At 65.7% G+C, this 23,666-nt stretch carries 18 protein-coding genes; 11 read left to right on the top strand and 7 right to left on the bottom strand.

Features of this window, described 5'->3' with window-relative positions:
• Nucleotides 1–105: 105 nt before the first annotated feature.
• On the bottom strand, nt 106–744 hold the full coding sequence (locus tag HL671_RS12780; RefSeq protein ID WP_012043150.1) for an NrsF family protein: 639 nt from the start codon (nt 742–744) through the stop codon (nt 106–108).
• 3 nt (nt 745–747) lie between these two features.
• A complete protein-coding gene (locus HL671_RS12775; protein WP_172236585.1) occupies nt 748–1,293 on the bottom strand; it encodes a sigma-70 family RNA polymerase sigma factor in 546 nt (181 codons plus the stop codon).
• A 341-nt stretch (nt 1,294–1,634) separates the two neighbouring features.
• Between HL671_RS12775 and HL671_RS12770 the strand changes: the two genes are divergently transcribed.
• From HL671_RS12770 to HL671_RS12755, 4 genes are all read left to right on the top strand, one after another.
• A complete protein-coding gene (locus HL671_RS12770; protein ID WP_012043148.1) occupies nt 1,635–2,015 on the top strand; it encodes a hypothetical protein in 381 nt (126 codons plus the stop codon).
• Nucleotides 2,016–2,098: 83 nt separating this feature from the next.
• Nucleotides 2,099–2,878 carry an enoyl-CoA hydratase gene (locus tag HL671_RS12765; protein ID WP_012043147.1) on the top strand — a complete coding sequence of 260 codons (780 nt, stop codon included), beginning with the start codon at nt 2,099–2,101 and terminating at the stop codon, nt 2,876–2,878.
• A 455-nt stretch (nt 2,879–3,333) separates the two neighbouring features.
• The gene (locus tag HL671_RS12760; protein WP_172236584.1) at nt 3,334–4,743 is read left to right on the top strand and encodes a TolC family outer membrane protein; all 1,410 of its coding nucleotides are present in this window, start codon (nt 3,334–3,336) and stop codon (nt 4,741–4,743) included.
• Between the two features lie 148 nt (nt 4,744–4,891).
• A complete protein-coding gene (locus HL671_RS12755) occupies nt 4,892–5,854 on the top strand; it encodes an amidohydrolase family protein (protein ID WP_172236583.1) in 963 nt (320 codons plus the stop codon).
• A 32-nt stretch (nt 5,855–5,886) separates the two neighbouring features.
• Here HL671_RS12755 and HL671_RS12750 read toward each other — a convergent pair whose 3' ends face one another.
• The 4 genes from HL671_RS12750 to HL671_RS12735 all read right to left on the bottom strand — a co-directional run bounded on the left by HL671_RS12750 (nt 5,887) and on the right by HL671_RS12735 (nt 12,563).
• Complete coding sequence (locus HL671_RS12750) at nt 5,887–7,005, bottom strand: CBS domain-containing protein (protein ID WP_049795359.1); 1,119 nt, start codon at nt 7,003–7,005, stop codon at nt 5,887–5,889.
• Between the two features lie 19 nt (nt 7,006–7,024).
• Nucleotides 7,025–9,196, bottom strand: a complete 2,172-nt coding sequence (locus tag HL671_RS12745; protein WP_172236637.1) for a DUF3141 domain-containing protein — start codon at nt 9,194–9,196, stop codon at nt 7,025–7,027.
• A gap of 729 nt (nt 9,197–9,925) precedes the next feature.
• Entirely contained in the window at nt 9,926–10,906 is a 981-nt protein-coding gene (locus tag HL671_RS12740) for a fatty acid desaturase (RefSeq protein ID WP_049795358.1), read from the bottom strand.
• Nucleotides 10,907–11,483: 577 nt separating this feature from the next.
• Complete coding sequence (locus tag HL671_RS12735; RefSeq protein WP_012043141.1) at nt 11,484–12,563, bottom strand: AI-2E family transporter; 1,080 nt, start codon at nt 12,561–12,563, stop codon at nt 11,484–11,486.
• 440 nt (nt 12,564–13,003) lie between these two features.
• Between HL671_RS12735 and HL671_RS12730 the strand changes: the two genes are divergently transcribed.
• The 7 genes from HL671_RS12730 (at nt 13,004) to HL671_RS12700 (ending at nt 20,541) form a co-directional block, all read left to right on the top strand.
• Entirely contained in the window at nt 13,004–14,179 is a 1,176-nt protein-coding gene (locus tag HL671_RS12730; protein WP_012043140.1) for a transporter substrate-binding domain-containing protein, read from the top strand.
• Nucleotides 14,180–14,193: 14 nt separating this feature from the next.
• Nucleotides 14,194–14,817 carry an ANTAR domain-containing response regulator gene (locus HL671_RS12725; RefSeq protein WP_041751433.1) on the top strand — a complete coding sequence of 208 codons (624 nt, stop codon included), beginning with the start codon at nt 14,194–14,196 and terminating at the stop codon, nt 14,815–14,817.
• Nucleotides 14,818–15,057: 240 nt separating this feature from the next.
• Nucleotides 15,058–15,933, top strand: a complete 876-nt coding sequence (locus tag HL671_RS12720; RefSeq protein ID WP_172236582.1) for a nitrilase family protein — start codon at nt 15,058–15,060, stop codon at nt 15,931–15,933.
• 44 nt (nt 15,934–15,977) lie between these two features.
• A complete protein-coding gene (locus tag HL671_RS12715; RefSeq protein ID WP_172236581.1) occupies nt 15,978–17,138 on the top strand; it encodes a substrate-binding protein in 1,161 nt (386 codons plus the stop codon).
• Nucleotides 17,139–17,199: 61 nt separating this feature from the next.
• Entirely contained in the window at nt 17,200–18,036 is an 837-nt protein-coding gene (locus tag HL671_RS12710; protein WP_172236580.1) for a branched-chain amino acid ABC transporter permease, read from the top strand.
• On the top strand, nt 18,029–19,843 hold the full coding sequence (locus tag HL671_RS12705) for a branched-chain amino acid ABC transporter ATP-binding protein/permease (protein WP_311991863.1): 1,815 nt from the start codon (nt 18,029–18,031) through the stop codon (nt 19,841–19,843). The genes HL671_RS12710 and HL671_RS12705 overlap by 8 nt, the downstream gene beginning before the upstream one ends.
• Nucleotides 19,840–20,541, top strand: coding sequence for an ABC transporter ATP-binding protein (locus tag HL671_RS12700; protein WP_172236579.1), 702 nt, complete (start codon nt 19,840–19,842; stop codon nt 20,539–20,541). The genes HL671_RS12705 and HL671_RS12700 overlap by 4 nt, the downstream gene beginning before the upstream one ends.
• Here the strand turns inward: HL671_RS12700 and HL671_RS12695 are convergent.
• Complete coding sequence (locus HL671_RS12695; protein WP_172236578.1) at nt 20,538–23,660, bottom strand: efflux RND transporter permease subunit; 3,123 nt, start codon at nt 23,658–23,660, stop codon at nt 20,538–20,540. The two genes, HL671_RS12700 and HL671_RS12695, sit on opposite strands and share 4 nt — an antisense overlap.
• Between the last annotated feature and the right edge of the window lie 6 nt (nt 23,661–23,666).

Genomic DNA, 23,666 nt, shown 5'->3' with positions numbered 1-23,666 from the left:
ATCCGGACAAGTGGAAACCGGTTTTCCGAAAAGATCATGCTCAAACAAAGAGGAAAGATCATGATGCGTTTCCGTGGAAACGCATCATGATCTAGCTCTCGTGCATCAATAACGCAGCACCCGCGCACCGATCCCGGCGCCGAGGCCGGCCACGACCAGCGCCGCGATCGTGTACCAGGTGGCGACAAACAGCGGCGAATCGTCGGTGCAGTGCGCGGCATAGAGCGTCGCGGCCAGTCCCGCCGAAACCAGGCCGGCGATCGCACCGGCCAACGCCGGGCGCGACGGTGCGCCATGGCGCAGCCCGAACAGCGCGGCCGCCAGCAGCGGCAGCGACAAGACGGGAATCGCGCTGACGCACAGCATCGAGTTATGGCCGACCAGCCGCGCCATCATCGGCGCGCGCTGCGGCACCATCATCTCCGCCACGATGCCGCCGACGAGGACCAGGACCGGCGCGATCAGGAGCCAGCTCCAGCCATGGAGCGACGCTTCGGGCCGCGACAGATGCAGGCTGATGATAAGCGCCGGAATAGCCAGCGCGGTGGTCACCACGAATTTGAGATCGAAGAACGGATTGCGCACCGCGAGCCAGATGTCGGGCCGGATGCCGAGGCCGATGAGCAGCATCGCGGTCGAGACCGGCGTCGCCGCCATCAGCGCCAGCGCCAGCACGATGCCCACGGGCTGCGCCCGTTGGGCATTGTCGGCCGCGAGCGAGCGGATAAGCTGATCGGTGTCCATGGCTCAATTGTCCCGTAGCTTGGCCGTGAGGCTGGCGAGCGCGCGATGCAGCGCCACGCGCACCGCGCCCTCGGTCATCGAAAATTTTTCCGCCGTCTGCTTGATCGAACTCGCCTCCACGGCGATCGACTGCAGCACGTCGCGTTGACGCTGCGGCAGCGTCTTCAATTGCGCCTCGACCTCGCCGGCAGAGACGGTCGGCGCGGGCGGCGTGTCGGCCAGCGTCTCGCTGAAATCGTCGATGTCGACGAACACCCGCCGGCCGCGCCGCCGCAGCGCGTCGATCAGCTTGTTGCGCGCGATCGCGAACAGCCATGGGGCGAACGGCGCATCGACGTCCCAGGTGTGCCGCTTGAGGTGAACCGCCAACAGAATGTCCTGCACGATGTCCTCGGCCTGATCGACGGGCTGACCGGCGCGCGAAAGCCCGCGCCGTGAAGCTGCGCGCAGCACCGGCGTGATCGCCTTCAGCAACCGATGATAGACCTCATCGTCTCCGGCGATGGCCTGGCGCATCCAGGCCGTCCACTCGTCGTCACGCTCGCGCACCTGACGCTTCCACCCCCGATTATTCGCCCGTCGTCGCGCGCTGTTACTCCGCCGCCGAGACATTCACGAATTCGTGATCACCTGCGCAGCCATGGAACCAGCCGAGTTCCGCCATACCCAGATCATGGCCGCACGCAAGTCTCAACCCTGCTTCCATAGCACCGAATTGCACGGAGCAGGATCGGGCACTGGGCCATATCATCGAGGGCGGGCCAGCATGATTGCGGCCTCGCCCTGCTTTTGCCTCGGGCGGCAGGAAGATACCCAAGTTCTGCCCCGTTCTCGACATCTGTCGGGGTCTCACTCTCGGCTGGGCTGGCGGGACGGGGAGAAGGCCGACGATGACGATCCAAGCCAGTGGACGTTCAGCATTGATCATTGCCGCCGCGCTCGTACTCAGCCTCACCGGCACTGGATTGGCGCGCGCGGCCGAAACTCAGACTTTCAGCCCGTTCCTTCCGGTCGGGTCTGACACGAGCGCGCCGGCCAAGCAGGAGGTGTCCCCTGCGCCACAGGCGGAGGCGCCGCCCGCACCGATGACGCAGGCTACCGACGCGGCATCAGCCGAGCCGGCCCAGGCCGAGCCGGTCACCGTGAACCTCGTGACGGTCAGCAATGACGACAGTTCGGGCTGGGACAAGGCCTCGATCATCGGCAAGATCTTCATCGCCTGTGGCACCCTGCTCACCTTGGGCTCGGCGGCGCGGATGTTCATGATCTGAGACGCCGCGCGGCGCTGCTCCTACTTGATGCGCAACCCACCAGCGGGCACATTGCCCGCTGTTTCGATTTGCGGGGTAGGATCATGAGCGTTTACGAGCACATCATCGTCGAAGGCAAAGGCGCGGTCGGGGTCATTACCTTGAACCGGCCCAAGATGCTCAATGCGCTGTCATTCGGCGTTTTCCGCGAGATTGCCGCGGCCGTCGACGACCTCGAGGCCGACGACGCCATCGGCTGCATCGTGATCACCGGCAGTGAGAAGGCTTTTGCCGCCGGCGCCGACATCAAGGAGATGCAGCCCAAGAGCTTCATCGACATGTTCTCGAGCGACTTCACCGCGATTGGCGGCGACCGGGTCGCGCGCTGCCGCAAGCCGACCATCGCGGCGGTGGCCGGCTACGCCCTCGGCGGCGGCTGTGAGCTCGCGATGATGTGCGACTTCATCATCGCGGCCGACACCGCGAAATTCGGCCAGCCGGAAATCACGCTCGGCACCATCCCCGGCATCGGCGGTACCCAGCGCCTGACGCGCGCCATCGGCAAGGCCAAGGCGATGGACCTCTGCCTGACCGGCCGCATGATGGATGCGGCGGAAGCGGAGCGCTCCGGCCTCGTCAGCCGCGTCGTGGCGGCGGACCGGCTGATGGAAGAGACGATGGCCGCGGCCGAGAAGATCGCGTCGATGTCGCGCCCGGCGGCGGCCATGGCCAAGGAAGCCGTGAACCGCGCCTTCGAAACTCCGCTCTCGGAAGGCATGAATGTCGAGCGCAACCTGTTTCACGCCACCTTCGCGCTCGAGGATCGCGCCGAAGGCATGGCCGCGTTCATCGAGAAGCGCAAGCCGGTCAACAAGAACCGCTGAGAGCAGCGCTGCAGACGCCCGCCTCGTCGTGATGAGGCGGAGCGAGCTGGTCTGAGGACGGCGGGGGATGTGATCAGTTGTCACCCCCTGCTCCCTCAGCCGCAGAGCACCTTTCGACGCACATCGATGTCTCCTTGCGAGGACGCGGAGAGATACAAGGCGGGCAAGTCGCCAATGGCTCGCGACAGGCCGGTGCGATTCGCAGCCTCCGCGTGCGGCGCGTCTCGCGGTTTTGGCCGCGCATCATGCCTCGCTTACAACAGCATGAAGCGATGGCGCTATCGGCTGACCTGATCGCATGTATTTGCGTGGTCCCGCATGGCGGTCTGTGGCGAGACCGCCACAACAAACCATGGAAAAGCCAACCCGAATCCACACCGATGGTTTGTGTGTGGCAGCCGTCCGCCCTAAACAGGTAAACAACCGGTTAAGGTCATGAGGCGCGGCGGTGTCAGATGGTGGGTCGGGGCAAGCAATTCACCGGGAGGACGCGGCGGTTCGGCATTGGCTTGGCCATCGCGACGGGCGTCGTCGCCTTGTGCTCGCCGTCCCGCGCCGAGGATCTCGCCGCCGCGCTGGCCAAGGCCTACCAGACCAACCCGGCCCTCAATGCCGAGCGCGCCCGGCAGCGCGGAACCGATGAGAACGTACCGCAGGCGCTGGCGGGTTACCGCCCCCAGCTTGTCGCGACTCTCGGGGCCGGCCTGCAGGCGGTGCGCAATCTGCTTCCGACCAACGCGATTCAGAGCCAGACGCTGAAGCCCTGGACCATCGGGCTGACCGTCACACAGACCCTCTTCAACGGGTTTAGAACCGCCAACAGCGTACGGGTGGCCGAGCTCCAGGTGCAGTCGGGACGCGAGGCGCTGCGCAATGTCGGCCAGGGCATCCTGCTCGATGCCGTGACCGCCTATACCAACGTGCTGGCGAACCAGTCGCTGGTCGAGGCGCAGCGCTCGAACGTCGCATTCCTGCGCGAAACCCTGGCGGTGACGCAGCGCCGTCTCAATGCCGGCGACGTGACGCCGACCGATGCATCCCAAGCCGAGGCCCGGCTGTCCCGCGGACTCTCCGATCTCAACGCCGCCGAGGTCAATCTCGCGATCAGCCAGGCGACTTACGCGCAAGTGATCGGCATGGCGCCCGGCCAATTGCGCGCCGCGGATCCGGTCGATCGCCTGCTGCCGCGCAGTCGCGAAGACGCGATCGCCCTGGCCAACAAAGAGAACCCGGCCGTGGCCGCGGCGAGCTTCGACGTCGACGTGGCTTCGACGGCCATCAAGGTTGCCGAGGGCGCCCTGCTGCCGAGCGTGACCGTGCAGGGCAGCGTCAGCCGCAGCCGCGATTCGGACCAGACGCTCGGCACGTTCGGGACCGACCAAGCCTCGATCCTCGGCAACGTCACCGCACCGATCTATGATGGCGGCACGGCCGCCTCGCAGACCCGCCAGGCCAAGGAGGTCGCGGCGCAGAGCCGTCTCGTCCTCGACCAGGTGCGCAACCAGGCGCGCACCGCCGTGATCAGCGCCTGGGTGGCCAATGAAGGCGCCAAGGTTGCGGTCAGCGCCTCCGAGGCCGAGGTCAAAGCCGCGACCGTCGCGCTGCAGGGCGTCTCGCGCGAGGCGCAAGGCGGCCAGCGCACCACCGTCGATGTGCTGAACTCGCAGGCCGATCTGATCCAGGCCAAGGCGCGCCTGATCGGCGCCCAGCGCGACCGCGTCATCGCCTCCTACACGCTGCTGAGCGCGATCGGCCGGCTCGACGTCAAGAATCTCAACCTGAACACGCCCGATTATCTGCCGGAGGTTCACTACCATCAGGTTCGTGACGCCTGGCACGGCCTGCGCACGCCCTCGGGGCAGTAGCGATCGTCATCAAGGGCCATTCGCGAGCGGGCCGAGTTTCTCGGCCCGCGTCTTCGCTCTTGCCCCCTGCGCCGCGCCGGTTCACGCTCATCCTTCGACATCACGCGCGTCACCCGCAACGCACGCGCGACATCCGGGGAGGATCACCATGCTCAACCGCCGCAGCCTGCTGCTGGCCTCGCTCGCCGCCGGAGTGACGATGACCACCACAGCCCGCGCCAAGCCTTCGCAACCCGCGACACCCGTCGACTTCGACGTTCCGGCCGGCGCCTGCGATTGTCACACCCACATCCACGGCGATCCCGAAAAATTTCCGTTCGCCGCCACCCGCGTCTACACGCCGGAGCCGGCGTCGCCCGAGGAGATGGCCGCGTTGCACAAGGCTCTGCACATCCAGCGCGTCGTCATCGTCTCGCCGAGCGTCTACGGCACGGACAATTCAGCGACATTGTTCGGCATGAAGGCGCGCGGCAACGACGCCCGCGGCGTCGCCGTGATCGACGACAAGACGACCGAGGCACAACTCGATACGATGAACGCGGACGGCTTCCGCGGCATCCGTCTCAACCTTGCGACCGGCGGCATCAACGATCCCAATGTCGGACGCGCCCGCTTCCAGGCCGCGGTCGAGCGCATGAAAGCGCGCGGCTGGCACGTCCAGCTCTACACCAACACGCCAATGATCGCAGCCATCAAGGATCTCGTGATGCAGTCGCCGGTCCCGGCGGTGTTCGATCATTTTGGCGGTGCGCAGGCCGAACTCGGCCTCGAGCAGACCGGCTTCGCCGACCTCCTTGATCTCGTCCGCAGTGGCAAGGCCTATGTCAAGATTTCCGGCGCCTACCGCGCCTCGACCCGCGGCCCCGACTACGCCGACGTGATCCCGTTTGCGCAGGCGTTGATCGCAGCCAACCCCGACCGCATCGTCTGGGGCACAGATTGGCCGCATCCGGATTCCTCGCCGCATCCCGAATTGAAGGTGACGGACGTCCGGCCGTTCTACGCGATCGACGACGGCCGCCTGATGAACCAGCTGCCGGTGTGGGCCCCGGACGCCACGATCCGCAAGAAGATCCTGGTCGACAATCCGGCGCGACTGTACGGGTTTTGATGCGCATGACCGCCATTAGGAGTCCGGTCCGGTCACTCCTGCGTGTCTCCCCAGATCAGAAACAGCCCAATGTCGCCCGGGAGGCCATCGGGAAATTCGAGCACGCTCGCAGTCAGCCGAAAGCCATGCGGTTTCAGATCCCGCTCCCAGCGCAGATACATCTCTGCTGCTGCGCCGCGTAACGTCGCATTCCAGCCCGGCTCGGCAACGTTGACAGCGCGGCCACCGTCGATGCAGAGCCCGCTCGGAAAACGCAACAGCATGAGCTGTTTCTCGCCGCGATGCGCTGCTTCGCGCGCGAGGTGGAGCAGGGTTCGCCATTTGTCGTCGGAAATATGCCGATCAATCAAGTCCTTCACCTGCTGCCGGCGCTGTGCGGCGGCTGCCTCGCGAAGGGCATTGCGCTGTTCCCCCTCATGGCGCTCGAATTCGTCCACCAGATCCCGGAAGTCCGCCGCCAGCGGGAGCTCCTCCTCCGATCGGCTGACGGGGCGCCGCGCCTCAGGGGCTTCGGCTGGTCGGCGGCGATGCAGAAACTGCCCGTCGAGACTGGCAAGGGCGCGTGATAGCACCCCGTTCTCGTGCCGGGACATCGCGGTCTCCTCCTGTGACAACAGCACGGCGAGAAGGTTGGCGCGACTGACAATGCCGACGATGCGGCCGTCGCGGACGACCGGTACGCGCTTGATCCGGTGGGCCGTCAAGAGCCGCGCGATCTCGGGAACGCTGGTATCCTCCCCGACTGCAACAACCGGTGCCGACATGACATCGCGGGCGGTTCTCGCCAGGACATGCGCGCTGGCCGGCCAATCACGATGCACCTCCTCCTGCCCGGCCAGCAGCTGAAGCCACCACTCTGTGCCCGCCACCCGCTCCAGATCGTTTCGCCCCATCAGGTCGCCTTCGCTGACCATCCCGAGCGGCAAACCTTCAGCATCGACCACGGGCACCGCGCTGATGCCCTGGCCGAGGAGCAGCCTCGCAATCTCGCGGACCGGCGTGTCCGCGAAGACCGATACGACGGCAGTGGTCATGACGTCGCGGGCCGTGCTCATCCGGCGCTTTCCTCCAGCTTCGTGCACGGCCGTCGCCGTCGACGTTCCGCCGATATGGCTGCTGCCGTCCCAGGACGCGGTATCTGCCACCGACATGGATCGCTCCTTCCTCTGCTCAATTCGTTCCGACCGCCCCAAACAGCTGCTGGACCCGGGCCAGCCGCCTGCCAGCCTCCGGCGTCACCTCACCGCCTGCGCTGACGATGTCGCGGATGACCGCAAGGCTCTCGCTCCGCTGGCCGGCATCAGCCGGCAGCAGTCCCGGAATTGCGGCAAGCGCCGCTTCCTGATCCAGAAGCAGCAGGTCAAACTGTTCGCGCGCCATCGCCTTGAATTGAGCCAGCGTCAGCAGCGCACCTTCCGTGCGCGGGCGGATCAGCCGCAGCGCGTGGAGAGCGCGCTCGTCGATGCCTTCCTGGGCCATCCCGACGAAGATCAGCCCTCGAATGGCCGCCTCAAGCAGACCGCCGCTCGAGATGTGCGACCTCAGCTCGGCGGCACGCAGTTGCAGCAGCTCGCGATGCAGCGGCGATTCCTCCGGACGATTGGACCAAGCGGCCGTGCGATCGATTCCGACGGCGGCCTGCAGAACGGGTGAACCGTAAACAGCCAGGAAGATCGATTCACTGAGCTTCTCCTGGTGGTCGCGCCAAGCGTCGAGCGCGGACACGATCTGCCCGGAGACGGCCTCCTGCGCCAGCAGGAAGGGATTGTCGGCAGATACCGGAGAGCGGTGCGTTCGAATCTGCTCGGCAAGCTCGGCAATGGGCTTCATCAACGGATTCAGATTGCTGAAAAGCGCGTATTGCATGCGCTGCGGATGAACCTGGCGAAGCCACTCGGCGGCCTGTGGCGTCATCGATGCTCTGATCGCGGGCTGGACGAAGGTCCGATAGAGCGACAGGTTGATCTCCGACACACGGGCGACGGTGGCAAAGCGCCGCTCGTCATCGCTCGTATTGCCGCCCATGGCCCTGATGTCGTCGAGCGTTCGCTCCCGGCAATGCATGACCCAGTCGCCGCAAACGAGCGCCGCGTCTGCGGCATCGTCGGCGTGCTCGAACGTCGCCTCGTAGAGACCGGGCGGCAGCAGATCGATCAGGTCGATATTTCCGGCGAACTCGCGGTATTCCTTCTTGGCGACGCCGCTGGACACGAAGATTCCGAGATGGCCCACGGTTTCGTGGACCGTGTAGACGATGGTCTGACCGTAGGATCTGATCTCATCGACGTCGCTGTAGAGATCCAGGATCCATCCCAATGCCTGCTGCGGCGGCGTGATGTTGTCGCCTTTCGAACAGAAGACAACGATCGGCGAGCGGATGTTGCGCAGATCGACTGCATTGCCCTCGGAGGTCCGGATGTGGCCGGCAGCAAGCCTGTTGCCGACGAACAACTTGTCGACGATGAACTGCATTTCTTCGGCGTTGAGGTTCACATGTCTGCCCCACCAACGCTCGAAGTCGAGATAGCGCGATGCTTCGGTGTCGATCTTCGAATAGACGTTGTATTGTTTGCTCCAGAGCGTATTCGCTGGATTCTGGTTTTCGAAGTTCTGCACCAGCCAGCTGCCGTCGAACTTGCCGCCCCCCATGTCGCTGGTGAAAGCGGTCAGCCAGCTGCCGCCGAGCAGGCCTGCGGAGTACCGCATCGGATTCCTGCCGCGCACGCCCGCCCAATAGGACAATGGGGCGCCCGCGATGATGATCGGCCCGAAGAGCTCGGGCCGAAGCGCCGCCAGGATCATCACAGCCCAGCCGGCCTGGCAGTTGCCGATCACGCACGGCTTTCCATCGGCGTCGGGATGCAAGGAGATGACGTGCTCCAGGAAGACTGCTTCGGCCCGAACGATGTCCTCGATGGTCTGGCCGGGCATCGGGTCGGCCGTGAACCCCACGAAATAGCAGGGATGCCCTGCCCTCAGGGCCTCGCCGATTTCGCTGTCGGCCTTGAAGCCGCCGATCCCCGGACCGTGCCCGGCGCGTGGATCGATGACGACAAAAGGCCGGCGCGTGGTGCTGATCTCCTCCCCCGCTGGCGGGACGATTCGAAGCAGGGCGTAATTGACCGGGCGTTCGAAATTGCGTCCGTCCCGGAGAATCTCGAACGCGTAGTCGAGAACGTGCGGCGCCGTCTGCAGGCTGCGCTTGCGATGTTCGTCGGCGCGCTGACGCATGACGTCCCAGAACAACACGCTGCGTTCGGCAGCATCGCGCAGATAGGCGAACGCGAGGACGAATGGGTTCGAAGGCGCAATGCCGAAGGCCCGGTCTTCTCCGACTGACATGGATCGATTTCCTTTGAACCCGCGCAGCTGCCTGCACGCCCGCATTATAAAACGACACAGTTTCGTTCTTAAATAGAATGACAATCGCCCGAAAGGCAAGAGCGCGACAGCGCCCCGCAGCGCTCCTTAGACCCCGGTGCCGCAGACGGAGATCCCATTGACCTCCGAGCAAATTCCGGCATGTGCAGGACAGAAGCACTTGATCGTCGCGGGAGCTTCACGACCATTTGAGCTACGCCACCTCGCCGACAACCTGCCGAAGGCGGAGCACTGCACAAAGTCCACGTCATCGCGAGCGAAGCGAGATGACTTAAGAACGCTGGAGCACGTCTGCGCGGCGTCTGCGAAATTTACATGTCTTGGTCATGAGTTCTTGCGCAGCCGCGTCGGATGACGGCGACGCCGATGGACGCGCGACAATCTCGGATTCCGGCGTCAAGGCCTGCGGCCCTGCCCGGAATAAAGTGCGGTCGCATCTGTCGCATGGAGCAAGCGTGGCGCGAAACGCCTGCCAATGAGTTGCGCCGTCATGCGGCGCTTGTCCCGCCTGCATGGTCGAAGCCGCTTCGGCGCGGCGAAGGCCGGGCATCCACATCGTCGCGAGGGCGCCGGACCAGGTGGGTGCCGGGACACGCCCGGCCATGACGACGTGGAAACGCCTGGGCGCAACACGTCGACCTCCATATGCAATAGCCCTGCCCCGAACGACGATGGCGAGGCTGTACGGTTTTATCGCCTCGCAGCCCTGGCGTCGCGGAAGGATACCAGGCGGCTTTGCGCTTCGTCCCACAGCACCAGCCGGACACAGCGCAGGCTTTCGGGCAGCGTGATGCGGCCGATCTCGCGCAGCTCGGGATGATCGCGCAGCACGACCGGCAGCCGGTAGTAGGGAATCCGGCTCGACAGATGATGGACGTGGTGGATGCCGATATTGGCGGTGAGCCAGTGCAGCCAGGCCGGCAGATCGTAATGCGAGCTGCCGTAAAGCGCGGCCTGCTGCTGCGTCCAGCGCCCGTCCCGCTCCCAGACGGTGTGCTCGAACTGATGCTGGACATAGAACAGCCAGACGCCGGCCATGGCGGCGAGCAGCATGATCGGCAGATGCACGACCAGGAAGGCCTGGATGCCGATCAGCCACATCAGTCCGGCGACGACCAGGGCGATGCCGAGATTGGTGGCCATCGTGCTGATCCAGGGCGACCAGCCGGCGCGCATGAAGCCGAACGGCAGGCGGTGCTGCAGGAAGAACAAATAAGCGGGCCCGGCCACGAACATCACCAGGGGGTGGCGGTAAAGCCGGTAGCGCAGCCGCGCGAAGGCCGACAGCGCCTGATATTCGCGCACCGTCAACGTATCGATATCGCCGATGCCGCGGCGGTCGAGATTGCCGCTGGTGGCGTGGTGGATCGCATGGGCGCGCCGCCACCAGTCGTACGGCGTCAAGGTCAGCACGCCCAGCACGCGGCCGACCCAGTCGTTCGCCTGGCGCCCAGCGAAGAACGTGCCATGGCCGCAATCATGCTGGATCATGAACAGACGCACCAGAAAGCCGCCGGCCGGAATCGCGATCAGCAACGACGCCCAGGCATGGCCGAGCGAGAACGCGAACCAGGCTGCCGTCCACAACGCCACCAGCGGCACCGCCGTGATCACCAGTTCGACGATGCTGCGCATGCGGCTGGGCGTGCGGTAGTTGCTGAGAATCTGCATCCAGTACCGGGCATCGGCCGTCGCGCGGCCTTGGTCATGGCCAGTACGTGGGGGTGCGGAGTCCTTGGGCTGCACAGCCGCCATCGCGACTGGCTGATCGAATTGCAATGTCGTCTCCACCTTGTGTTCTTGGCGATCGCGCATGTCGCGACCGCGCGCCAATTGCCCCCTGAGCACCGCCGAACCGGCTGCAGGAGTTCGAAACCATGCGCCTTCGCTGGTCTAACCGTGGTCGAAGCCAAATGGTTCATCATGCGCCCTGGCGATGAACCGGTCTGGAAGAGGAGTCTGGGACGTCTACGCCCGTCAGGAGCGAGTAAGAGAGCGCACAGGGCGGATCTGTGTAAGGTAACCCGCCAGCCTCCTCATTGCTAGGAGATGGCGGATTACGTTCCGTTAATCCCCCCCTGAATTGCTGCGTCAATGAGGCGTTGCTGTGCCTCCTCCGGGTCTTTCCGGGGCGCGCGCCAGGAACGATAGCGCGTTCGGGCTCGATCGCTGCCCCGGCCGGTCCGGACGGAAGGCAGCCAGATCCCCTGGGGCTTGCCATGACCACCGAATCGTGCACCGCGCGCCTTCATCCCGGCCCGGGCGGGGTCTCCTGCACGAACGCCCCGTCGCGTCGTGCGTCGGAGAACATGCTCCAGATCGCGATGAACATCGCCGCCATCGCCGGGCCGATGATGAAGCCGTTGAGGCCGAACGCCTCGATCCCGCCCAGGGTCGAGATCAGCACGACATAATCAGGCATCTTGGTGTCCTGGCCGACGAGGATGGGACGCAGCAGATTGTCGACGAGGCCAATGACCAGCGCGCCATAGGCGATCAGGATCACACCATGCCAGATCGCTCCGGTGGCCAGCAGATAGAGCGCGACCGGAAACCACACCAGCCCTGCTCCGACCGCCGGAAGCAGTGAGAGGAACGCCATCACGACGGCCCATAGCAGCGGCGCGGTGATGCCGAGGAACCAGAAGATCAGACCGCCCAGCGCGCCCTGCGCCAGCGCCACGACCAGATTGCCCTTCACGGTCGCGCGGATGACGACCGTGAACTTGTGCAGCAGTGCATTGCGTTGCTCGGTCCGCAGCGGAATGGCGGTCGCGATGCGCTCCGACAATGCGTCCTGGTCGCGAAGCAGGAAGAACAGCAGATACAGCATGAGGAACAGGTTGACGAAGAACTCGAAGGTTCCCTGGCCGATGTTGAGGGCCTGACCTGCGATCATCTGGCTGCCGCGCAGCAGCACGGCGGACAGCCTGTCCTTCAGCCCGGCCAGGCTGCCGAGACCGAACCTGTTGAGCAGGTCGACCACCCAGGTGGGCAGCGCCTCCATCATCTTCTGAAAGTACTGCCCGATATCCAGCTGGCCGGACTGCGCCTGTGCGTAGACACCGGTCGCCTGCTGCGCCAGCGCCGCCCCGATCAGCGACAGCGGAATGATCACGATCAGGACGACGAGCAGCACCACCACGGCGGCAGCGAGGCCATCTCGGCCGTGCATCGATCGCGCCAGTCGGCGGTGAAGCGGAGCGAAGACGACTGCGCCGACGAGGCCCCACAGCACGGCTCCGTAGAACGGCAGCAGGATCCAGCCGAGCGTCAGGGTGATCGCGACGAGCAGGACCAGAAGAACTCGATCTTCGAAGCTGCGCATTTCCACTTTCCAGTCTGGCCGCGACATCTGGACGCGCGGCTTGGTCTTCCGGGCGTCGCGAGCCGCGTATCGCCGAATTCAGCAGCGGTCAACGCGGCAACGCGCCATTCGGGCTCCCATCAGGTCGCGATCGAGACCGCAAATTGCATCACATCACCCGCCACTTTCGCAGCCCATACCACGTTCGGCACCGGCCGACCGAACCGACCGCAACGCCTCCGATGACGCCTGCCGGTTCGCAGCGCGCAGAGGCCGACCGCCAGATCGCACGCGATCTCCCCGGGCCATTCGTGACGTTGGTCCAGGCTCAGCCACGGCTGCGGCCTGTCCTGGCACGGAACCTTCTGCAGGCCCTGCCCCGTTGCCAAGCGCACGGCAAGCCGCAATAGTCCGCGCTTTCCGAGCCGGCGCGACCGGCCCGCCGACCTGGAGGCATGATGATGACGACGACACCGACCGCAAAATCATCCGACAAGGATGTCTGGCGCGTCGGCGTGCTGTTCTCGCGCAGTGGCCTGATGGAGGTCACCGAGTCCGAGCACTTCTTCGGTACGGCGCTCGCGATCCAGGAAATCAACAAGGCCGGTGGCGTGCTCGGCCGCGAGATCGAGGTCATCGCCTATGATCCGGGCTCGCAGCCCGAGACCTTCCGCAAGCTCGCCGACCGCCTGCTGACCGAGGACGGCGCCTCCGTGATCTTCGGCTGCTCGACCTCGGCCGAGCGCAAGGCGGTGCTGCCGGCGATCGAGCGCCGCAACGGCCTGCTCTGGTACCCTTCGCTCTACGAAGGCTTCGAATACTCGCCGAACGTGATCTACACCGGACCGGCGCCGAACCAGAACGCGTTCCAACTCGCCGAATACATCGTGCGCAAGCATGGTCCACGGGTCTACCTGATCGGCTCGGACTACATCTATCCGCGCGAGTCCAACCGCATCATGCGCGACCTCGTCGAGTCCTATGCGGGCCGCGTCGTCGGCGAGCAATATGTGACGATGGAGGCGGGAGACGCCGAGCTGACGCGCGGGCTCGATGCCATCAGGGAGGCCGCGCCCGACGTCGTGTTCTCGACCATCGTCGGCCGCACTGCGCAGCGCTTCTATCGCATGTATGCGGCCGCGGGCTTCGACCCGAAGCGGCTGCCGATCGCGAGCCTGACCATGGCCGAAGGCGAGGTTCGCGCCATCGGCGCCGAATACTGCGTCGGCCACCTCACCGCAGCGAGCTATTTCGGCACGCTCGCGCGCGACAGCAACGACCGCTTCAAGACGGCGTTCGCGGCGGCCTTCGGCATGGAGACGCCGGTCAGCATGTGGAGCGCCTCGGCCTATGCGCAGATCAAGCTGTTCGCGCGGGCGCTGGAACAGGCCGGCAGCCTCGATACGCAGAAGCTGGTCGAGGCCGCGCTCGGCCTCAGCCTCGAGGCGCCGGAAGGACCGATCCGGATCGATCCCGACAACAACCATGTCTGGGTGACGCCGCGCATCGGGCGCGTCCGCGCCGACGGCCAGTTCGACATCGTCTGGGAGAGCAAGAGCCCGATCAAGCCGGATCCCTACCTCTCGGTGTCGCCGATCGGCGGCCGCTGGCTGAGCGAAGAGGCGCTGTCCGCATGAGGCCGGATGACCGCATGAAGCCTGGTGTGCGCCGCCTCATTGAGGATCTGCGCGGCGCGCGCGTGCTGGTGATCCATCCGCGCGATGCCGAGGGCGACGCCCTGATCGACCAGCTGAAGCGCATCGGCTGCAACGTCCGCGGCGTCTGGCCTCCGCCGGCCGCGATCCCGCACGACATCGACACCGTGTTTCAGTTGATCGAGACCTCGGAGGAGATGATCTTTCCCGAAGGTACCAGCGATCATCCGCTCACCTTCATCGCCATCGTCGACTACGAGAACCCGACGATCCTCAAGCGCCTGCTCGACAGCAACGCCCATGGCGTCGTCAACAAGCCGATCCGCTCGTTCGGCATCCTATCCTCGCTCGTGCTCGCGCGCTCGCTGCGCGGCTATACGCGCCGGCTCGAGGGCAAGGTGCAGAAGCTCGAGGAGACGTTGAAGGCGCGGCGCGACGTCGACAAAGCGGTGAAAATCCTGATGGGGCTGAAGCAGGTGGGCGAGGTCGAGGCCTATGAGCTGATCCGCGCGCAGGCGACGCAGAAGCGTGTGGCGATGGCCGACATCGCGATCTCGATCATCAATGCACAGGAGACGCTCGGCGGATTGGGGGTGCTTGATGCGCCAGTTTCGCGCTGAGCGCGCCGTTCCGCGCTCACGGGTTGGGCAGCGGCGGCCTGAATTTTTTGCAAGCGACGGCGTTGACTTCGTTTCGCGCATGGGAATTACTTGAGGCCGTCGCGGAAATCGGATGTCCGCCAATGGCCGGTCGGCCATTTCACATCAGGCTATGCAGCCCTCGCATTGCGCCGCAAGGCGCAGTCGGGGGCTTTTTGTTTGGCGCGCGCGAACCTCGCGAACGCAACGGAGACTCGTGCCTTGACGACGGATGATGACAGCAAAGTGCGGATCGCCTGCATCCAGATGCAGCCGATGGTCGGCGAGTTGGCGACCAACCTCGCCCACAGCCTCGATCTGATCAAACAGGCGGTCGCGATGGGAGCAAAGCTCGTGGTGCTGCCCGAGCTCACCTCCTCCGGCTACGTGTTCAAGTCACGCGAGGAGGCGTTCGCGGCGTCCGAGACCATCCCCGGCGGGCCGGCCGTGACCGCCTGGAGCGAGATCGCGGCCAAGCACGGCCTGCATCTCGTCGCCGGCATCTGTGAGCGCGACGGCACGAAGCTCTACAACAGCGCCGTGCTGATCGGGCCGAAGGGCTATATCGGCAGCTTCCGCAAGGTGCACCTCTGGAACGAGGAGAACCTGTATTTCGAGCCAGGCAATCTCGGCTTCCCGGTCTACCACACCGAGATCGGCCGCATCGGCATGGCGATCTGCTACGATGGCTGGTTCCCGGAGAGCTACCGGCTCAACGCGCTGCAGGGCGCCGACATCGTCTGCGTGCCGACCAATTGGGTTCCGATCCCCGGCCAGGCCGAGGGCCGCGAGGCGATGGCCAATATCCTGGCGATGGCGGCCGCGCATTCCAACTCGATCTTCATCGCCTGCGCCGACCGCGTCGGCGTCGAGCGCGGCCAGCCCTTCGAAGGGCAGAGCCTGATCGTCAGCTACACCGGCTGGCCGGTCGCCGGCCCTGCGAGCCGCGACAAGGAGGAAATCGTGATTGCCGACGTGGCGCTCGGCGAGGCTCGCCGGGCCCGCAACTGGAACGCCTTCAATCAGGTTCTGCGTGATCGCCGCTCCGACGTCTATGACGAGATGCTCGGCAGCGACGTCAAGCGCGGCTGGTACTGACTGCTTCAGCCCTTTCCATTTCGACCATTCATGGAGGACAACCGATGACATCGCGTTTGCTGACGACCTCGCTGGCGCTCGCCCTAGCAGCGACCACGCTCTCCCCTGCTCTGGCCGCCGATCCGATCAAGATCGGCGTCCCCGTCGGCCTGTCCGGCGCCAACTCCGTCGTCGCGCCGTCGGTCGTGCAGTCCGCCGAGCTCGCGGTGGAGGAGATCAACGCCAAGGGCGGCGTGCTCGGCCGCAAGCTCGAGCTCGAGGTTGCCGATGATGCGTCCGGCGCCGCCGGCGCCCAGAAGGCGTTCGACGCGCTGATCTTCCAGAAGAAGGTCAACGTGCTGATCTCGATGGAGACCAGCGCGGCGCGCAACGCCGGCCTGCCGATCGTCGCCCGCGGCAAGACGCCCTACATCTACACCTCGTTCTACGAAGGCAAGTCCTGCAGCCCCTATCTCTACGTCAATGCCTGGGTGCCGGACCAGCAGGTGCCGCCGATCGTCGACTACTTCAACAAGGAGAAGAAGGCGAAGAGCTACTTCCTGATTGGTTCCGACTACGCCTTCGGCCGCGGTATGCTTGGCTTCACCAAGACGTACATCGAGAAGACCGGCGGAAAGGTGGTCGGTGAAGAGTATCTGCCGATGGACGGCTCCGACTGGACCTCGATCATCTCCAAGCTCAAGGCCTCCGGCGCGGATGCGCTGATCACCTCGACCGCGGGCGGCGCGCCGAATGTGACGCTGACCAAGCAGTTGCGCGCCGCCGGCGTGACCCTGCCTTACGGCAATCTCGCCGTCGACGAGGGCACCGCCAAGGGCATGGGCGCGGATGCCGCCGGCATCTACCTGTCGGCGTCCTACGTGACCGGCATCGACACGCCAGCCAACAAGACCTTCCTGGCGTCGATGGCCAAGAAGTTCGGCGCCGAGCTGAAGACGCCGAACGATCTGTCTGTTCCGCAGTACGAAGCGGTCTACGCCTACAAGGCTGCCGTCGAGAAGGCTGGCAGCACCGACCAGGACAAGGTTTTGAAGGCGCTGGCCGAGGTCTCGGTCGAGGGTCCGCGCGGCACCATCAAGATGGACAAGCAGCGCCATGCGCCGCTGACCATGTATCTCGGCCAGGTCCAGGCCGACGGCAGCGTGAAGGTCATCCAGAGCTTCAAGAACGTCGATCCTGGCGCGCAGTGCCCGGGCAAGTCCTGATCGTCTATGATCCCGGCGAGGCGGAGCATCTCCGCCTCGTCCCTCTCGACTGGGAATGACCATGCTGACCGTCGCCCTCGATGCCGTCACGACGGCTGCCATGCTCTTCATCATCGCCGCCGGCCTGCTGATCGTGTTCGGCGTCATGAAGATCATCAATTTTGCCCACGCCGCCTTCCTCACCGTGGGCGCCTATGCCGCGCTGGTCGGCGCGCAGCTGAGCCTGCCATGGTTCCTGATCCTGCCGCTGGCCTTCGTTGCCGGCGCGATCTGCGGCGGCGCCACTGAAATCGTGATCGTTCGCCGTCTCTACAAACGCCCGCTCGATGCGATCCTCGCCACCTGGGGTCTCGGCATCGTGCTGGGACAGCTGATCACGCTGATGTTCGGCCGCGAGGTGCAGTTCGTGCAGGCGCCGATCTCTGGCACCGTGCATCTGTTCGGCGTCGATTATTCCGCCTACCGGCTGGTGATGATCGTCGCGGCCGTGATGGTCGGCCTGCTGTTCACCGGCCTGCTCAACGGCACGCGGCTCGGCCTGTCGACCAAGGCGGTCATCATGAACGAGATGCTGGCGCAGGGGCTCGGCGTCGACTCCTCGCGGGTGCGGCTCATCACCTTCGCGCTCGGCAGCGGCCTCGCGGCGCTCTCCGGCGCACTGATCACGCCGCTGTCCAGTGTCGATCCGAACATGGGCGTGCCCTGGCTGATCGGCGCGTTCATGCTGGTGATGGTGTCCGGCGGGTCGCTGCTGGCGCTGGCCGGCTCCTGCGCCGTGCTCGGGACCTTGCAGGTTCTGGTCTCGACCTTCGTCAATCCGATCCTTGGCGGGCTGACCATCGCGATCTGCGCCGCGATCGTGCTGCGGATCCGGCCGGAGGGTTTTGCCCGTGCCTGATACGCGCCCCCTCGCCTCTCCCGAGACGCCCGCGACGAGCCGTGCGCTGCCGCGCCTGATCGTCCCGGCGGTGCTCGTGGCCATCGCGGCCGGCGTGATCATCATCGCGCCGCTGCTGCTCGATACCTACCTCGTGAACATCCTGGTGCGCGCCTGCTTCGTCGCGATCGCCGCGATCACCGTCGATATCATGTGGGGCTATTGCGGCACGCTGACCTTCGGCCAGTCCGCCTTCTTCGGCATCGGCGCCTATGCGCTCGCGATCATGTTCACCGAATATGGCTTCGGCCCCTGGCAGATCTGCGCCGCGATCGCCGCCGCGGTCGCGGTGGCGGCCGCTGTGGCCGCCTTCACCGGCTGGTTGTCATTCTATCCCGGCTCGACGCCGCTCTACGCCTCGGTGATCTCGCTGGTGGTGCCGATCGTGCTGGTGCAGATCCTGTACTCCGGCGGCACCTTCACCGGCTCGTCCAGCGGCCTTGTCGGCTTCGAGAGCTTCGATCTGGAGATCGAGACCTGGCTGCGCCTCGCCGGCCTCGGACTGCTCGCGACCGCGGTGCTCGCGCTCGGGCTGATGCGCAGCGACACCGGGCGGCTGCTGTCGGCGCTGCGCGACAATGACGCGCGCTGCAGCTATCTCGGCATCGATACATCGCGGCTGCGCATCATCGTGCTGGTGCTGTCCGCGATCGTCTCTGCGCTCGCCGGCTTCTTCTATGCCGGCTTCGGCGCGGTCGCCGCGCCCGAAAACGCCAGCTTCACCTTCGGCACCAACCTCGTGATCATGGTCGCGCTCGGCGGCCGCGGCACCGTGATCGGCCCGGTCATCGGCGCGCTGTGCATCGAGGTCGCCAGCGCCTATCTCGCCAACAGCCTGCCCTATGTATGGGAGCTGATCGTCGGGCTCGCGCTGATCATCGTCATCCTCGCCTTCCCCGACGGCCTGCTCGGCGCCGTGATGCGCCTGATCACACGCGGTTCGGGGAGCGCCGCCGCGACGAGGCTTTGTCCGGCGCCTGCCGCCACGACCGTCAGCCATCCGGATGCCGTTGCGATCGAGGTGCGTGGGCTCGGCAAGCATTTCGGCAGCCTCTCGGTGCTGGACGGGGTCGCGTTCACCGCGCATCGCGGCGAACTGCTGAGCCTGGTCGGCCCCAACGGCGCCGGCAAGACCACCCTGATCCGCTGCCTGTCGGACGGACGCGAACGCTCCACCGGCGAGGTCGCGATCGCCGGGCACGATATTGCGCGGCTGCCGCCGGACCGCGTCGTGCGCTTCGGCTTGGGGCGCAAGTTCCAGACCGCCTCGGTATTCGAGACCCTGACCGTCGCCGAATGCCTGCGCGTCGCACGGACGCATGCCGATCCGCCGTCGCTGACCGCCCGCTCGGCGACACTCGCGCTGCCGCCCGCGGCGATGTCGGTGGTCGAACGATCCGGCCTCAGCGAGCGGCTCGACGAAGAGGCGCGCAATCTCAGCCACGGCCTCAAGCAGGCGCTCGAGCTTGCGATGGTGCTGTCGCTCGAGCCCGACGTGCTGCTGCTCGACGAGCCCACCGCCGGCCTCACCCGCGCCGAGCGTCAGGGGTTCGCCGAGATTCTCACCGCGCTGGCGCGCCGTGATCGCCTCTGCATCCTGCTGGTCGAGCACGATCTGGATTTCGTCCGCGAGATCTCCTCGCGCATCATCGTGCTGCACCAGGGCCGGCTCGCGCTCGACGGCTCGGTCGACGAGGTCGTCAACAGCGATCTGGTGCGCGAGATCTACACCGGCCAGCACGTGCCGCATGCGGAGGAGCGGGCATGACCGCGATCCTTGAGGTCAACGCGCTGGCCAGCGGCTATGGTTCGTCGGAGGTCATCAGCAATGTCGGCCTGACGCTGGCGAAGGCCGAGACGCTCGCGATCGTCGGCAAGAACGGCATGGGCAAGACCTCGCTGCTCAAGGCGATCATGGGCTTTCTGCCGGCGTGGCGCGGCAGCGTCACCCTCGCGGGCAAGGACGTGACGCGGGTGGCGCCGCATCTGAAGCGCAAGATGGGGCTGGTCTACGTGCCGCAGGAGCACGCGCTGTTCCAGGACCTGTCGGTGCGCGACAATCTCAGGCTCGGCCTGTTGTCGGACAAGGACATCGAGGCCCTGTTCGAGCAGGTCGGCAGCTGGTTTCCGGTGTTGACGAAGCGGCTGAACCAGCGCGCCGGGACCTTGTCGGGCGGCGAGCAGAAGATGCTGATCGTCGCCCGCGCGCTGATGGCCAAGCCCGACGTGCTGCTGCTTGACGAGGTCACGGAAGGACTTCAGCCTTCTGTGGTCGACCGCCTGTCGGAGGTGCTGGTCCGCGTCCGCCGCGAGATCGGCACCTCGATGATCGTGGTCGAGCAGCATCTGCCGTTCGCACTGTCGATCAGCGACCGCTATCTCGTGTTCAAGCGCGGCGAGATCGTCGATGCCGCCGTGGTCGATGCCGGCGCGGCCGCGCGCATCGACGCGCACATGCGGATCTAGCGAACCCGCCGCCGCGAGAACAGCGAGATCAGTACGGGCAGCGTGATCAGGATGACGACTGGCGCCAGCATCATGCCGGTGACGACGACGATCGCGAGCGGCTTCTGCACCTGCGAGCCGATGCCGGTCGAAAGCGCCGCCGGCAACAGGCCGATGCCGGCGACCACGCAGGTCATCAGCACCGGCCGCAGCTGCAACTCGCCGGTGCGGATCACCGCCTCGATCCGGTCGACGCCCTCGTCGATCAGCTGGTTGAACTGCGACAGGATGATGATGCCGTCCATCACCGCGATGCCGAACAACGCGATGAAGCCGATCGCCGCCGAGACGCTGAACGGAATCCCCGACAGCACGAGGCCGACGACGCCGCCGAAGATCGCCATCGGGATCACGCTCATCGCCAGCAGCGTGTCGGCCATCGAGCCGAAATTGAACCACAAGAGCACGCCGATCAGCGCCAGGCTGATCGGCACCACGATCGACAGCCGCTTGATCGCGTCCTGCAGGTTGCCGAACTCGCCGACCCATTCGACGCGCGAGCCGGCCGGCAGCTGCACCTGCTCGGCGACCTTCTGCTGCGCCTCCTGGATGGCGCTGCCGAGATCGCGCTCACGCACCGAGAACTTGATCGGCAGATAGCGCTCCTGCTGCTCGCGATAGATATAGGCCGCGCCCGAGACCAGCTTGATGGTGGCGACCTCGCTCAGCGGGATCTGGGTGACGCCGTTCGGCCCCTGGGCGCCGATGCGCAGATTCTCGATCGCCTCGGCGCTCTTGCGATATTCCGGCGCGAGGCGGACGATGATCGGGAAATGCCGGTCGCTTCCCGGCTCGTAGAGATCGCCCGCGGTGTCGCCGCCGATCGCCACCTTGATGGTGGCGTTGATGTCGCCCGGCGCCAGCCCGTAGCGCGCCGCCTTGGCACGATCGATGTCGATCTGGACGGTCGGCTGCCCCAGCGAGGTGAACACCGCAAGGTCGGTCACGCCCTGCACCGTGGACAGGACCTGCTTGATCTTGTTGGCGGTGTCGGTCAGCGCCTGCAGGTCGTTGCCGTACAGCTTGATCGAGTTCTCGCCTTTCACGCCGGACACAGCCTCGGAGACGTTGTCCTGCAGATATTGCGAGAAGTTGAACTCGACGCCGGGGAAGCGGTCATCGAGCTGCTTCAACAGCTCGGCCGTCAGCTGGTCCTTGTCCTTGGTGCTGGGCCAGTCCTTGACCGGCTTCAGCGGGGCGAAGAACTCCGCGTTGAAGAAGCCCGCGGCATCGGTGCCGTCGTCAGGACGGCCATGCTGCGAGACCACGGCCTCGACCTCGGGCCGCGCGCGGATCATCTTGCGCATCTCGTTGACGTAGGCGTTGCCCTCCTGCAGCGAGATCGTCGGCGGCAGGGTGGCGCGGATCCAGAGATTGCCCTCTTCCAGCTTGGGCAGGAATTCGAGACCCAGCAACCGGCCGACCACCACGGTGAGCAGCACGAGGCCGATCGCACCCGTGATCACCAGATTGCGGTTGCCGACGGCCCAGCGCAGCACCGGCGCATAGATCGCGTGCAGCAGCCGCATCAAGCGCGTCTCGGTCTCCTCGACATGCGCCGGCAGGATGATGGCGCTCAGCGCCGGGGTCACCGTGAAGGTCGCGAGCAGGCCGCCGGCCAGCGCATAGGCATAGGTACGCGCCATCGGCCCGAAGATGTTGCCCTCGACGCCGCTCAAGGTGAACAGCGGCAGGAAGGCGGCGATGATGATGGCGGCGGCGAAGAAGATCGAGCGCGACACATCGGCCGCGGCCGACAGGATCGCGTGGCTCTTCATGCCCATCATCGTTTCCGGCGAGATGTGGCTTTCCTCGGCGGCGGACAGCGGCGTCGTCTGCGACAGCCGGCGGAAGATCGCCTCGACCATGATCACGGTGGCATCGACGATCAGGCCGAAATCGATCGCGCCGACCGACAGCAGGTTTGCGGATTCGCCGCGCAGCACCAGGATGATGACGGCGAAGAACAGCGCGAACGGAATCGTGGCGCCGACGATCAGCGCGCTTCGGAGATTGCCGAGGAACACCCACTGCAGCAGCACGATCAGGCCGATGCCCACCACCATGTTGTGCAGCACGGTGTGCGTCGTGGTGTCGATCAGGTCCTTGCGGTCATAGATGCGCTCGATGCGCACGCCCGGCGGCAGGATCGTGGAGTTGTTGATCTGATCGACCAGCTGCTCGACGCGGGCGATGGTCGGCGAGCTCTGCTCGCCGCGCCGCATCAGCACGATGCCCTGGACGATATCGTCATTGTTGTTGAGGCCGGCGATGCCGAGCCGCGGCTTCTCCGCCACCGTGACATTGGCAACGTCCTTCACCAGCACCGGATTGCCGCCGCTCTGCGACACCATGGTGTTGGCGAGGTCGTCCATCGAGCGGATCAGGCCGACGCCGCGCACCACCGCCGACTGCGTGCCGATCTCGACCGTGTTGCCGCCGACATTGATGTTGGAGTTGCCGACCGCCTGCAACAGCTGCGGCAGGGTCAGGCCGTTGGCAACCAGCTTGTTGAAGTCGACCTGGATCTCATAGGTCTTGGTCTTGCCGCCCCAGCCGGTGACGTCGATGACGCCCGGCACGGCGCGGAAGCGCCGCTGCAGCACCCAGTCCTGCAGGGTCTTGAGGTCGAGCACGCTGTAGCCGGGCGGGCCGCGCAGCCGATAGCGATAGATCTCACCGACGGCGCTCAATGGCGAGATCTGCGGCGTGACATTGCCCGGCAGCGGCGACAGCTGCGACAGCCGGTTCAGGACCTGCTGCAGCGCCTCGTCATAGGTGTAGTCGAAGGAGAACTGCAGCTTGACGTCGGAAAGGCCGTACAGCGAGATCGTTCGGATCGTGCGCAGGTTCTTGATGCCGGCGACCTGGGTCTCGATCGGGATCGTGATGTAACGTTCGATCTCCTCGGCCGACAGTCCCGGGCTCTGCGTCACGATGTCGACCATCGGCGGGGTCGGATCGGGATAGGCCTCGATGTTGAGCTGGCGGAACGCGATCAGGCCGCCGATCAGCACGGCGACAAACATTCCGACCATGAGGAAGCGCCGCTGGACGGCGATGGCGACGAGGCGATCCATTCAGGT

Source organism: Bradyrhizobium denitrificans, assembly GCF_013179005.1.
Classification (GTDB): domain Bacteria; phylum Pseudomonadota; class Alphaproteobacteria; order Rhizobiales; family Xanthobacteraceae; genus Bradyrhizobium; species Bradyrhizobium denitrificans.
The sequence above is the reverse complement of the archived record's forward strand: the minus strand, read 5'-3'. Positions and strand labels throughout refer to the sequence as shown.